This window comes from Caballeronia zhejiangensis (assembly GCF_000698575.1).
GTDB lineage: Bacteria > Pseudomonadota > Gammaproteobacteria > Burkholderiales > Burkholderiaceae > Caballeronia > Caballeronia zhejiangensis.
Genome location: NZ_JFHD01000071.1, coordinates 1 through 12,422 on the forward strand (window position 1 = coordinate 1; position 12,422 = coordinate 12,422).

Genomic DNA, 12,422 nt, shown 5'->3' on the forward strand with positions numbered 1-12,422 from the left:
CAGAGGCGGCGCTGCTCAATCTCGTGGTGAACGCGATTGATGCCACGCCCGACGGTGGCACCGTGACTGTCGCGACCGAAGTTATCGAATCGCGCAAGGCGCCGACGTCTGTGTTACCAGCCGGCCGCTACGTGAAAGTGTCAGTGGCGGATACGGGAACGGGTATGCCGCAAAATGTGTTGGCTCAGGCGTTCGAGCCGTTCTTTACCACCAAGCCGGCGGGCAAGGGCACGGGTCTCGGGCTGAGCCAGGTGTACGGGTTCATTACTCAATCCGGCGGTGATGTCGTGATCTCCAGCCAGGAAGGTGTCGGCACCACCGTCGACCTATTCTTGCCGATGGCCGAGCCCGTGGACGCGGTGGGCGCCGTCTCAACACCGAAGGTCGAGACGGTGCTCCTCGTCGAAGACGAGCCGGAGGTGCTTGGTCTTGCGGCGGAGCTTTTTCGAAGCATTGGGTACGAGGTCGTAGCTGCGAGCAGCGCCTCCGAGGCGGCTGAGATACTCGAAGAGCGGCATGACATCGACGTCGTCTTCACCGATATCACCATGCCCCACGGGATCAGCGGCTTGGAGCTGGCTCGTGTGGTCCGCTCACGGTTTCCCAATATAAAGGTCGTTTTGACTTCAGGCTATCCGCTTCCGGCGCTGCGAAGCGAGCACGGCTCGATCAGTGACTTCACCTTCGTGCACAAGCCGTACCGCTTGGATGATCTCGCGAAGGCACTAAGAGCCTGAAAGGCAAATACCGACCCGGTCGCATTGCCGCAAGACACCGCAGCAGTCTCGGAATATCGGAGCCCCGGGTACGTCGACATTGCCAAAATCGCTAACTGGCAGCCTGTTCCTGCCGTCCGGCGCCGGTGTCCCTCGCCAACTGGTCTTGCGGCAGGACCCAAAATTCGTCCGATCGGTGGCCTTCAGGGCTGCCCGCTTGTTTCGACAACTGGTCGTTGAGGCGACTCTAGGCGCGTTGAAGCGGGCTGCAGGTGACAGAAACGCGGCTCTTTGACCTGACCTCTACCGTGACATCCGGATTAATTGCCGTGAAATGCTCGATCAATCGAATTAACGGTAATAGAGCCAGCCTATCAAATCCGGGGCGCGAGCGGACCGATGAGCGTGCGCGCATGTTCAACAAGCGTCTCAAATGCCACCGGCTTTGTCAGGCAGCGCTCGAAAAGCAAGCCTAACGCACCCTTTTCTTTGAGTGGACGCGTAGCGGCGGTCCAAAGAATGATCGGTATCTTCGCCAGATCTGGGTCCGCGCGCAATGCCCTGCAGAGGGCCAGGCCGTCCATTATCGGCATCATCAAGTCGGTAATAATCAAATGGGGACATGTCGCTTTCGCAAGCTGGAGGGCTCGGTTACCGTCCGAAGCGGTGTGAACGCTGAATTCATGCAGGGAAAGGAGCAAGGCCCACGCTTCGAGCGCGCTTGCCTCATCGTCGACGAGCAGAAGAGTAGGGGAATCAGGCGAAGTAGAAGGATAGTGGTTCACAGCACGCTCGGCGTACCCTGGCGAGCGTCATTGCTCATGGCCCGAAAGCTTGCCGGATACCTATAGGGTAGCAATCTGCGCGCCGCGCGAGAAAATATCCACGGCAGGTTCGCCCCGTGCATCGTCTGCGCTTTCTGCATCGCGTTCTTGTTTGCTGTTGCGACGACTAGACGTTTGACGGCCGGCGCCTCTCAATTTCTTCAAGCCATGAGTTAGGCTGCTTGAACCGATCCAGTACAATTCGGGCCACGTGAATCGATGAGGTGATTCAATCAGCGTTGGGTTAATCGCACTCGACCTAAAGGAATTTACCGCAGAAATACGCACATAGAAAAGTTCCACTCAGCGAATCCTGGAAGAATTGCGAGAGCTTGGTGTGCGAGTAGACGAAGCCCGCGACTGCCGGGCCGAAGGTGTAGTTCACACCGGCGCCGAAGGTCTTCTGGGTGCTTGCCGTAGGGCTAAAGGCACACCCGTCCGGCGCAAGCGCACCGTGCGGGGACGCGCCGGTTGGCAGGAAGGCGTGTCTGAAAGTATGGGCGAGTCACGTACAGGAGCGCGACGTCCGCATCGTCGATCGCAGCAGTGTCGATGTTCATGACGTTCAGCGAACTCCGCAGAGCCGTATAAAGAACGAGTGAGCTTGCCCCCGAAAAACGAATCCCTTGCTGAGCGTTTAAACTCAAGCAAGGAGAGTCAAGAAGATGAGCAAGACGAAGCGGGCGCGCTACACGCTCGAATTCAAACTGGAAGCGGTTCGGCTGGTCAGGGCCGGCCAGAGCGTTGCGGCGGTGGCTGCGACGCTGGACGTGCCAACGCAGTCGATATCCAACTGGGTCAAGGCTGAGCAGGCAGGCAAGCTCGGCGGAGCCGGTACAAAGCCGGTCAGTGCGGAGCAGATGGAATTGTCGAGACTTCGTGCCGAAGTGGCGCGCCTGAAGATGGAGCGTGACATCCTAAAAAAGGCGTGCGCGTACTTCGCGAAGGACTCGACGTGAAGTACGCCTTTATCGAACGCAATCGTCGCCACTGGCCGATTTCGGTGTTGTGCGAGGTGCTGGAAGTCAGCCCCAGCGGTTTTCATCAGCGGCGGCAACGCGCCGCTCAGGACAAGCCGCAGCGCAGTCGCGTGAGCAACGACGCGTTGCTGGCACACATCAAGGCGATTCACGCGGAGGTCAAGGGCGAATACGGTTGGCCGCGCATGTGGAAAGAGCTGGTTGCGCGCGGCGTACGCGTGGGCAAGGAGCGGGTTCGCAAGCTGATGGCGCAGCACGGCATCCGTGCCCGGCACAAGCGCAAGTACATCGCGACGACGAACTCGAATCATGGCTGCGTATTTCGGACGAAGGTGACCGGCCGTTTCGGGATCGTGACCGGCGATTTCGGCAACGTGACCGGCCGTTTCGGGAACGTGACCGGACGGACCGGAGGACAGGACTGGCGTTGCGCATGACATCAACCACGCGAGCTATGCTCGCCGGCTTTTGCCGGAGAGAGCATGCCCGCGCACCGGATGAACATGCGCATGATCAAGGACGTTTTACGACTTAAGTTCGACGGCGGTTTCTCGCATGATCGAATCGCCGCATCGCTGGGCATTTCCAAGGGCGTGGTCACGAAGTACGTCGGACTGGCGGGTGCCGCCGGGCTGGATTGGGCCAGCGCCTGTGATATGGACGAAGGCGAGCTCGAGCGACGGCTTCTTGGCAAGCCCACCGGACCCGCGGCCTATGCACAGCCCGACTACGGTCGCATACATCAAGAGCTGCGCCGCAAGGGCGTGACGCTGACGTTGTTGTGGGAATGAAATGAGCGCCTCCCGCCCTGCGCCGACGCTATAACTACAACAGCGGCAGATTCTCGATTTCGTTTGGGAGGATCATGGGTCTTCCCAAACCGGTTCGGAGAACACCCATGAAGCTCACGCCCGTCGGAATCGACATTGCAAAGAACATGATGCAAGTGCATTACGTTGATGCGAATACAGGTGAGATCGTAAATCGGTCCGTGAAGCGCGCGAAGTTCTTAGAACACTTCGCAAACCGTGCGCCGTGTTTAATCGGAATGGAAGCTTGCGGTGGCGCGCATCATTGGGCCCGCCAACTCACCAAGATGGGACACCAGGTCAAACTGATGCCCGCGGAGTTCGTGAAGGCTTTCAACATCAGGAACAAAAACGACAGTGCGGATGCGCGCGCAATTTGGCTTGCGGTACAGCAGCCGAGCAAACCAGTTGCAGTCAAGACTGAAAGTCAACAGGCGATGCTTGCGCTTCATCGTGCGCGAGAACAACTGGTAGCTTTCCGCACGATGCAGATAAACGGTCTTCGTGGGATGTTGACCGAATACGGCGAAGTGATGAACAAAGGCCGTGCTGCTCTGATTGAAGCTATACCGCAAGTTCTCGCCCGCGTTGCAGCGCGATTGCCAGCAGTTCTGATCGATACCATACGCGAACAATGGAGCCGGATTGCCGAACTCGATGAGCAAATCGCCCGAATCGAACGACGCATGCGGGACTGGCGGAAGGATGATCCTGCGGTCAAAGCGATATGCGAGATTCCGGGCGTTGGCCTGCTCACAGGAACGGCGGCGGTCGCGATGATGGGTGATGTCAAGGCATTTAAGTCCGGCCGCGAGTTTGCTGCTTGGATCGGGCTTGTCCCGAAACAAACGGGTTCAGGCGGGAGGGTGCAACTTCACGGTATCAGTAAACGCGGAAACGGATATCTCCGAATGCTGCTCGTGCATGGTGCACGTAGTGTACTGAACAACGCAAAAGACCCCGGTCTTTGGGTCGAACAACTGAAAAAGCGGCGGCCAACGAATGTCGTTGTCGTTGCACTGGCAAACAAGTTGGCCAGAACTATCTGGGCGGTTCTCGCACACGGCCATCCGTATGAGAAGGGATATGTTAGCGAGAAGCCGATCGTGAAGGTCGTATAGCACAGGAACGAAGAAGGAATGGTTTAGAACAAAGGTTGCGCGGGCGGCGTATGTGATGACATGACAGGTCGGACCGGGATTCGCTAAACCTGAAAATTCCATGGAGCTTCGAGCTCGATGTGGGAGTGAGGTGCGAGTCAGCGGATTTCATAGGGGGCCGCAGCAGGTTGAATCGCTGCCACAAGCCCGGATATAGAGCAGCAACCCATCCTGTCACGGAGTGAGCATATCGATGCTTGTGCAAAGGGAGGCGCTCATATAGAGGAATATCAGGCAGAGTTCGCGAATCGGAAGACTTACCGTTACACGCAGTTCTGCGAGCACTATAAGGCGTTCGCAAAACGGCTGAAGCGCTCGATGCGGCAGATCCACCGTGCTGGTGAGAAGCTATTCGTCGACTTCGCCGGCCCCACATTGCCGTTGACCACGGGGCGTCGCGCGCACATCTTCGTGGCCGCCATGGGCGCATCGAGCTATACATTCGCATGTGCCACGCCGGCCGAGACGATGGAGGACTGGCTGAGTGGTATCGCCCGCGCGCTAACCTTCTACGGCGGCGTTCCACAACTGATCGTGCCGGATTTTGTTCCCGGCAACAAAATCCGGCTTCTGTGCCCGCTGGCGTTATGTGGCGGCAAGCGCGGTGTTCCCGTGCTGAGGCGGCGGGGAGCGAATATTTGAGCACATAATTTGTTACAGCGAATTGAGCCATTCGAGGAGGGTTTTGTCGTCCTTCCAGGCGGTACGAGCTCGGGATCCCGCCGAAACACCAGAATTCACCGCACAGGCTGCCAATGCTCGAGCTTTAGCATTTAACGTCAGCTCTGCGTATCGATTTGTTGTATCCACGCTGACGTGTCCGAGCCAGCCACGGATCACATTGATCTCGACACCGGATTCCAGAAGGTGGACCGCGGCGGTGTGGCGAAACAGGTGCGGGCTGACTCGCCGAGGCTGTGGGCTGTCCGTGTCCCATAATGCAGCATGTCGCCGAACGATCTTGTAGATACCGAAGCGCGTCAGGGGACGGTTTGGTATTGCACAGAAGACATAGCCGTCAGGCAACGTATGCTGCTCTGTCAGCAATTGCTGAAGACCTTTAACCGTCTCCTCCCAGAGTGGACAGATGCGCCACTTATCGCCTTTGCCGTGCAGATGAACCTTGGCTGGAGGGACGAAATCGAGATGTTCCATGCGAAGATCGGCGACCTCTTGTACGCGGGCACCGGTGTTGTACAGAAAGAGCAATAGGATTCGATCTCGGAGTGCAAAGCGCCCCTGCTTTGGGAGAGAGCGAAACAGTGCTGTCACCTCATCATCCGCGAGATAGTGGGTGTCAGGTAATGCTGTCCGCTTGACAGGGATCGCGGCGATGCGCTGGCAGGCTGCAAGCATCTCCGGCACTCGCAGGGCGAGGTATGAGTAGAAGGTATTCAACGCCGCGCGTCTCTGGTTGCGGGTACGCACAGAATTGCCACGCTCCTGCTCCAGGTACTTCAGAAATGCAAGGACTTGGTCGAAGCCGAGGTCCTCGATGGTCAGAGATGCGATAGAACCGCCGCGTTGTTCGGATACAAAGCACAGGAACAGGCGGACGGTGTCGCGATAGCTTCGGATCGAACCTTGGCGCAACCCCTTCTGCACTGGAAGATGATCCGTAAAGAACGACTGTACCAATGGGCCGAGAGATGGTGTCATGATGAGATGACCTCCTGGAGGGTTGCTGCGGCGAATGCCTCGTAACGACGGTTGGCCTGCTCGAGCAGTGCAGGTGTCGTTGACAGATACACCGAGGTGGAGCTCACATCGGCATGACCCATGAAGGTTGAAAGCGCAAGAAGATTCGCCTGTGGATCAAGGCCGTCGCGGTACCAGCGGGTCAGCACGCCAACAGCGAACGCGTGGCGTAGATCATGGAGATGCGGATTCGGAACACCCGGTGCGATGTCCAGATGCAGCTTTGGAACCAGAGCATGAAAGGTCTGACTTACGGTGCCCGGACTGACGGGCCGTCCTCCACGCAGGCTAAACAGCGGCGCCTCATCCGAGACTGCGCGCGCGTCGTCCATCTGACGTCGCCGCACATGCTCGTTGAGCAACGCTTCGAGCTTGGGACCGAAGGGAACGAGCCGGCTCTTATAAAACTTCGTTTCCCGAATGATTAGCAGCTGCCGATCACGGTCAACATCCTTGATACGCAGTCGGCAGGCTTCTCCAACGCGCAATCCGAGCCCATATAGAACAGCAAAAAGAACGAAGTAGGTACTGCCCCGTTCAATGGTGCTTCCGTTGTCGGGAAGCGCCTTGGCCAGAGCGAACAGTCTCCTGGCGTCTGCCGTATCAAAGATATACGGCGCCCGGTCATATCTCGATCGACGCGGTGGTGACTGCAAGGGTGTCGCGGCGAGACTGCCGCGATCGACGAGATACGAGAAGAACCGGCCTATCGTGCAACGTAGGTGGTTGTAGCTCCTCGGTCGCGATCGTGGACGCGAGAGCAGGAACTCATCCACCAGGGGCGGAGTCACTTCGGAGAGGCGACCAATGCGCTTCTGTAGAAGGTAGGCGTCGAGCAGAACGAGCGTCTTCTGTTCAACATCATAACGCCTTCCCAACGAACGTTTGTGAAGGATGAACTGCTCAATATCCGGCCCAAGAAAACTCTGGAAAGACGTGTGGGGACTCATAGCACATCCTCCCCGTCGCCCTGTGCGACACTGCGAAGTTCCTCGATCGCGATCTTGCCGTAAATCTGGGTCGACGAGATGTTTCGGTGCCCGATATAGTCTCCAATATGCTTAAGTGAAAAATGGGCGTTGAGCAAGTGCTGGACGCAACTGTGGCGCAGTACGTGGGAGCCAGTCCGTGGAACGCTGACACCGGCCTTGCGGATGAAGTAAGCAGCCCGCGATACCACAGCCGCGGACTGGATCGGAGCGAGCGGTGCCGTCATGCGCATGAACACTTCACGATGCGTTGTCGCTGGCCGCCCATTTTTGAGGTAGTCGACGATTGCCGCTCCGGCTACCGCCGACAGCGGGTAAGTGGTCGTATTACCGGCCTTGCGGTCGCGGATTCTGAAACGCTCGTTGCGCCAGTCAACATCGTCCAGGGAGAGTGCAGAAACTTCGCAGGCCCGCAGCCCGTATGTCGCAAGCAGCAACAGCATCGCGTAGTCGCGCTTACCACAGGGCGAACGTCGATCAACGCTCGCCAGGATGCGCTCAACCTGATCCCAGGCGATCGATCGGGGAATGCCTGCGTATCGATACGATTGGGGAAACTCGACCAGCGAACTCAGGTCTCTGGAGACGACTCCTTCACGATACAGGTATCGCAGAAAGACTCGCAGTGTTCCACAGGCATTGCGAAGCGTGGTCCAGGCAACCCGTGGACCATACTCGGTGATGAAGCCGCTGATCACGGTCGGCGACACAGCGCGTAGACCGATGCCGTTGCGATCGAGGTAGGTTGCGAACTGTCGAAGGTGGAAGCGGTACTGGTAAATCGTACGCGGCCGGAGGCCCTTCTCCTCGACAAGGTAAGCCAGGAACTCCGGCGCCTGCCGCTCGAACGGATTCTCTGGCTTATGCGGGCGACCCGGACCAACGTAACCGTCAATTGCCAGTTGCAGCATCTGGCAAACGGGATTGCGTATCTCATGGGCCAACCTGCTTCTTCTGGACGCGCACCGTCCGCGCCCTCGTCGGCGAATCCAGGCTTGCACAAACGGTTCGACGTGGTCGCTTAGTTGCGCCAATTCGTTCGCGCCGTGCGTCTTAGCGAACTCGCCGAATTCGACCAGAACCGGAACGCGATGCAGCACGCTGCGGGGTGTGTAGCCGTGCTCTGCCATCCAGTTGACGTACTGCTCGATCGCTGGAGCGATCCACGAAGCCCGGATGCGATCAACGCTCGCGGGACGAACATAGTAGTTCTCGAGCATGACAATCTCCCAAGGAAAGTGGGAAGATCAACATGCCACGACGACTCGTTATGTTGCCAGTGAAGCAACAAAATGGCCCACGGTCGCTACTTCGAAAAGAAAGGGCCATATAACGCCAGCGGGCACAGAAGCCGGACAACCCGCGCGCGATGATCGCCGACCCCGATCGCTATGAGCCTCGCGCCGGCGACACCGTGCTGGACTTCGCGCGTCACTACGGCACCTCATTTCTGCCTGCACGCGTTTATCGCCCGCAGGATAAGCCGAAGGTTGAAGTGGCGGTTCAGGTGGTCGAACGTTGGATCATGGCGCGTCTGCGTCATCGCCAGTTCGAGTCGGTCCAGTCGGTGGACGACGCGATCCGCCCGCTACTGAAGAACTTGAACGAGCGCCCGTTTCAGAAGCTGCCTGGATGCCGCGCCAGCGCGTTCACCGAATTAGACGCGCCGGCCCTACAGCCACTGCCGGTGCAGCCGTATGAGCTCGCGCGGTTCAAGGCAGTAACGGTCGGCATCGACTACCACATCGAGATCGATAAACATCGCTACAGCGTTCCGCACGCGCTTGTGGGACTCAAGCTCGATGCGCGCATCACAGCGGGTGCTGTCGAGCTGTTGCATCGCGGTCGCCGTGTGGCCAGCCATGCTCGCAATGATCGCGTAGGAGGCTACACCACCGTCGTCGAGCACATGCCGGCGGCACACCGCGCCCATCTCGAATGGACTCCGCAGCGGCTTATCCACTGGGGTCAGCAGATTGGCGGCGCCACCGGCGCGCTCGTCGCGCGGCTTCTGCAGGAACAGCGCCATCCCGAGCACGGCTATCGGGCGTGCCTTGGCTTGCTCTCGCTCTCACGTCGCTATGGTCGCGACCGTCTCGAAGCGGCGTGCGCGTTGGCGCTCGAATTGGGTGTACATCGTTACCGCCACGTGCGCGACATCCTCATCAACAACCGCGACCGCGCGGCAGCGACCACGCCTGTCGAATGGGTCAGTCCAAGTCACGCGCATGTGCGCGGCCCCAGCTACTACCAATAAGGAGAACCCGCCATGATGATGCAACAAACCTTGACGCAACTACGCACCCTGAAGCTGGATGGGTTCGCTGACGGATTGGAAGAGCAACTGACGCAGCCCGGCACGGCGGCTCTGAGCTTCGAGGAACGCCTGTCGTTGCTGGTCGACCGGGAAGCAAGTTGGCGCGATGATCGTCGCCGCACCCGACTGCTCAAGCAAGCGCGCCTGAAGTATCCCCAGGCCGCCATCGAAGATCTCGACACGCGCGCTGGTCGAGGCGTGGACCCGCGTTCGCTCACGAGCCTCGCTCTCGGCGACTGGGTCGAATCGGGATACAGCCTGCTCATTAGCGGCCCCACCGGCGCAGGTAAATCATGGCTTGCTTGCGCCCTCGCGCAGTATGCCTGCCGACGCGGGCACTCCGCGTTGTACCTACGTGTGCCGCGCCTCGGCGAGGAACTGCGCGTCCTCCACGGCAACGGCGGCTTTACCAAATGGCTGCTGCAGGTTGCTCGCGTTGATGTTCTTCTGCTGGACGATTGGGGAATGGCTCCGCTCGATGCGATGGTCCGAAACGATTTGCTTGAGATGATTGACGACCGATCTGCCGGCAAAGCCACGATCGTGACCAGCCAGCTACCAATCGAACACTGGCATGGCTGGATAGGCGACGAGACGATCGCCGACGCAATGCTCGATCGCCTTATGCAGCGTCATCACCGCATCAAACTGACGGGCGAATCTCTCAGAAAACCATCTCCGCAACCCAGCGGGCTCGAACCAGAACTCGACCAAAACTAGCGAGGAAATCTACAATCGAAACCGCGCAACGCCCGACCTTGCCGAATCGGTCACGTTCCCGAAAGCGGCGGTCACGTTCGCCGAAATACGCAATGGCCTGCCGGTCGCGCCGAACCTGCTGGAGCGCAACTTCACCGCGACGGCGCCGAATCAAGTCTGGACGAGCGACATCACGTATGTGGCGACGGCTGAAGGCTGGCTGTACCTGGCCGTCATCATCGACCTGTTCAGCCGGCAGGTAGTGGGCTGGTCGATGCAGGCACATATGAAGGCCGAGTTGGTCACGGATGCACTGCGCATGGCATGGTTTCGGCGCCGCCCCGAAGCCGGCGTGATTGTCCATAGCGACCGCGGCAGCCAGTATTGCAGCGGGCTCTTCCAGGACACGCTCAAGGCGTACGGCATGCGTTCGTCGATGAGCCGGCGTGGCGATTGTTGGGATAATGCGCCGACCGAAAGCCTGTGGGGCTCGCTGAAAGTCGCACGACTGCACGGTCGGCACTTCGCCACGCGACGTGCGGCGATGGACGAAATCGTCGACTGGCTCGGCTTCTACAATGCTCGCCGACTGCATTCGACATTGAACTACGTCAGTCCCATGACGTTCGAAAAGAATTGGGCCATCGCTCAACAGGGGCAAGCGGCCTGATGGCCTCGGCTATGGGATTCGTGAAACAGGGGCAAGGTCACGAGCCCTGAACGCGCGGCTGCAAATTTTGGCGCACAGCGGCCGTTATTGCTGGCGGGTGAGCGTCAAAAGAATGTCCGAATACCAGGCACTGTTTAGACCGAGTGTCTCATCGATTTGCACGTCCCGCGTGCCCATATCAATGGTCGACGAATGAACTCCAAGAAGCACCCAAGGCAGACTCGAGCTTTTTACCGCATGTCCGTTGGAGAGATCGCTCGTCACAACCGGCGCGCCGCTCGTGCCCCGATGGGTTCGCGCGTCGGTGATGAAGCATCCTCTTCCTTGGAAGCGGAGGCCGAATGCCGACGCTATGACGCCTTGTCTAACGACAGGGAGATGGTGCAGCGAATCGTGAAACCCTAAGGGAAAGCCGGCTATAAGTACGCAAGTGCCAATCGGCATCACACCGTCTGCCTTGGGAAGATGATCGGGACCAAACGCGTCGAATACCGCGGTCTTCGGTAGCCGATCCCTTCGAAGCTCCAAAACGGCAACGTCGATCTCGCCGCCGTCATCTGAGCCTTCTCGCCAAAGGCCAACGCCTTTCGCGTACAGAGGTATAGAAAACCATGTCGAAGCGCCCAGATTGTCACCATCAACATGCAGTTCTATCTCGACCCACTCAGGAAAATGTTTGCTAGCCTCGTCTTTGACAACGTGACGGCTCGTCACGAGAAAAAGCCGCTCATCGCGAGCGAAAAAAAATCCGCTCGCGTTAGTTAGGTGTCGATTTTGTGCGAAGGTCCTGATGCGCGCCACTGTGAGCAGAAGCGCTTCGGCAGCGTGTTTCGAGACCCCCGCGCTTTCATTGGACAAGCAACGATTCGAACTCGGGCCACTGAGAACGAGTTGCTGAATCAATTGAAGCATAGCGTAGCGTTGCGGCGTTGCTTGATCCGATGACAGAAAATCCGCCACGGACATCTCCGACGCATTGCCGCCCGAAGCGGCGTTCGGAACATGGCGCACAACAGGCCGTTCGTCGGCGCCGATATGCAGCAGCCATCTTTCGCCACCGGGGCTTGCATATAGTTCGACAGAGTTCGTTTTCATGAGTGCGTGTCCTGTTGAGGGGTCTCGCGCGATGGCCGTGGAAAAGACTGGTGGCTCGGCTCAGAGGCGACAGCATATTGCGTGCAATGTAGAGACGATAGAGACGCTTGCCGCTATTCGTCGTCTGCAGGACCGAGGAGCACGTCAATTGCCGCTTGGCCGGCGCGCTCAGTGATGAGATAGCACCGCGATGGGTGACGGGCAACCTCACTCGCGATGTGCAGGCCCGGTCCAGAGCCACCCTTGTCCGCGTTCTTTTCAACGGCTAAGGACTTCGGCCAAAAACTCGCGGTTTAACAAACGCTCCCGCTGTCGGGAAGAAGGAAGGCGCCGGAGCGCGACGAACTTCACGAGGGCTCAAACCGATCAGCACGCCAATAACGCGGGAGGCCGTTTGCCATATGTCAGAACCCTCATCTTGCACGACTCAGAAAAAGTCGGTGTTCAGTATCTTGATGGGTGAGC

General features: G+C 58.7%; 8 protein-coding genes and 5 pseudogenes. 8 read left to right on the top strand and 5 right to left on the bottom strand.

Features of this window, described 5'->3' with window-relative positions:
* On the top strand, positions 1-737 hold a 737-nt coding region (locus BG60_RS35390; protein ID WP_008344554.1), incomplete at its 5' end, for an ATP-binding protein.
* 353 nt (positions 738-1,090) lie between these two features.
* Here BG60_RS35390 and BG60_RS35395 read toward each other — a convergent pair.
* A complete protein-coding gene (locus BG60_RS35395) occupies positions 1,091-1,501 on the bottom strand; it encodes a response regulator (protein WP_008344556.1) in 411 nt (136 codons plus the stop codon).
* Positions 1,502-2,205: 704 nt separating this feature from the next.
* Here BG60_RS35395 and BG60_RS38025 point away from each other — a divergent pair.
* The 4 genes and pseudogenes from BG60_RS38025 to BG60_RS39875 form a co-directional block, all read left to right on the top strand.
* Positions 2,206-2,831 (top strand): annotated as a pseudogene (locus BG60_RS38025) (IS3 family transposase); the annotation flags it as partial.
* Between the two features lie 192 nt (positions 2,832-3,023).
* Positions 3,024-3,308 (top strand): annotated as a pseudogene (locus tag BG60_RS35410) (IS21 family transposase); the annotation flags it as partial.
* A gap of 110 nt (positions 3,309-3,418) precedes the next feature.
* Positions 3,419-4,450, top strand: coding sequence for an IS110 family RNA-guided transposase (locus BG60_RS35415; protein ID WP_008344565.1), 1,032 nt, complete (start codon positions 3,419-3,421; stop codon positions 4,448-4,450).
* 261 nt (positions 4,451-4,711) lie between these two features.
* Positions 4,712-5,032 (top strand): annotated as a pseudogene (locus BG60_RS39875) (IS21 family transposase); the annotation flags it as partial.
* A 111-nt stretch (positions 5,033-5,143) separates the two neighbouring features.
* Here BG60_RS39875 and BG60_RS35425 read toward each other — a convergent pair.
* From BG60_RS35425 to BG60_RS35435, 3 genes are read right to left on the bottom strand one after another with little or no spacing between them, the layout of a single operon-like run.
* Complete coding sequence (locus tag BG60_RS35425) at positions 5,144-6,148, bottom strand: tyrosine-type recombinase/integrase (protein ID WP_008344568.1); 1,005 nt, start codon at positions 6,146-6,148, stop codon at positions 5,144-5,146.
* The gene (locus BG60_RS35430; protein WP_033536731.1) at positions 6,145-7,137 is read right to left on the bottom strand and encodes a tyrosine-type recombinase/integrase; all 993 of its coding nucleotides are present in this window, start codon (positions 7,135-7,137) and stop codon (positions 6,145-6,147) included. Before BG60_RS35430 ends, BG60_RS35425 begins: the two co-directional genes overlap by 4 nt.
* Positions 7,134-8,396, bottom strand: coding sequence for a site-specific integrase (locus BG60_RS35435; protein ID WP_008344571.1), 1,263 nt, complete (start codon positions 8,394-8,396; stop codon positions 7,134-7,136). Before BG60_RS35435 ends, BG60_RS35430 begins: the two co-directional genes overlap by 4 nt.
* Positions 8,397-8,527: 131 nt before the next feature.
* Here BG60_RS35435 and BG60_RS35440 point away from each other — a divergent pair.
* From BG60_RS35440 to BG60_RS35450, 3 genes and pseudogenes are all read left to right on the top strand, one after another.
* A pseudogene (locus BG60_RS35440) lies at positions 8,528-9,433 on the top strand (Mu transposase domain-containing protein); the annotation flags it as partial.
* Positions 9,434-9,445: 12 nt separating this feature from the next.
* Entirely contained in the window at positions 9,446-10,213 is a 768-nt protein-coding gene (istB, locus tag BG60_RS35445; RefSeq protein ID WP_008344574.1) for an IS21-like element helper ATPase IstB, read from the top strand.
* Between the two features lie 91 nt (positions 10,214-10,304).
* Positions 10,305-10,862 (top strand): annotated as a pseudogene (locus BG60_RS35450) (IS3 family transposase); the annotation flags it as partial.
* 84 nt (positions 10,863-10,946) lie between these two features.
* Here BG60_RS35450 and BG60_RS35455 read toward each other — a convergent pair.
* Positions 10,947-11,957, bottom strand: a complete 1,011-nt coding sequence (locus tag BG60_RS35455) for a S1 family peptidase (protein ID WP_008344577.1) — start codon at positions 11,955-11,957, stop codon at positions 10,947-10,949.
* Positions 11,958-12,422: the final 465 nt, after the last annotated feature.

Coding starts and splice junctions, on each gene's coding strand:
- BG60_RS35415 (WP_008344565.1), top strand. CDS start 3,419: ATGAAGCTCACGCCCGTCGGAATCGACATTGCAAAGAACATGATGCAA.
- BG60_RS35425 (WP_008344568.1), bottom strand. CDS start 6,148: ATGACACCATCTCTCGGCCCATTGGTACAGTCGTTCTTTACGGATCAT.
- BG60_RS35430 (WP_033536731.1), bottom strand. CDS start 7,137: ATGAGTCCCCACACGTCTTTCCAGAGTTTTCTTGGGCCGGATATTGAG.
- BG60_RS35435 (WP_008344571.1), bottom strand. CDS start 8,396: ATGCTCGAGAACTACTATGTTCGTCCCGCGAGCGTTGATCGCATCCGG.
- istB (WP_008344574.1), top strand. CDS start 9,446: ATGATGATGCAACAAACCTTGACGCAACTACGCACCCTGAAGCTGGAT.
- BG60_RS35455 (WP_008344577.1), bottom strand. CDS start 11,957: ATGAAAACGAACTCTGTCGAACTATATGCAAGCCCCGGTGGCGAAAGA.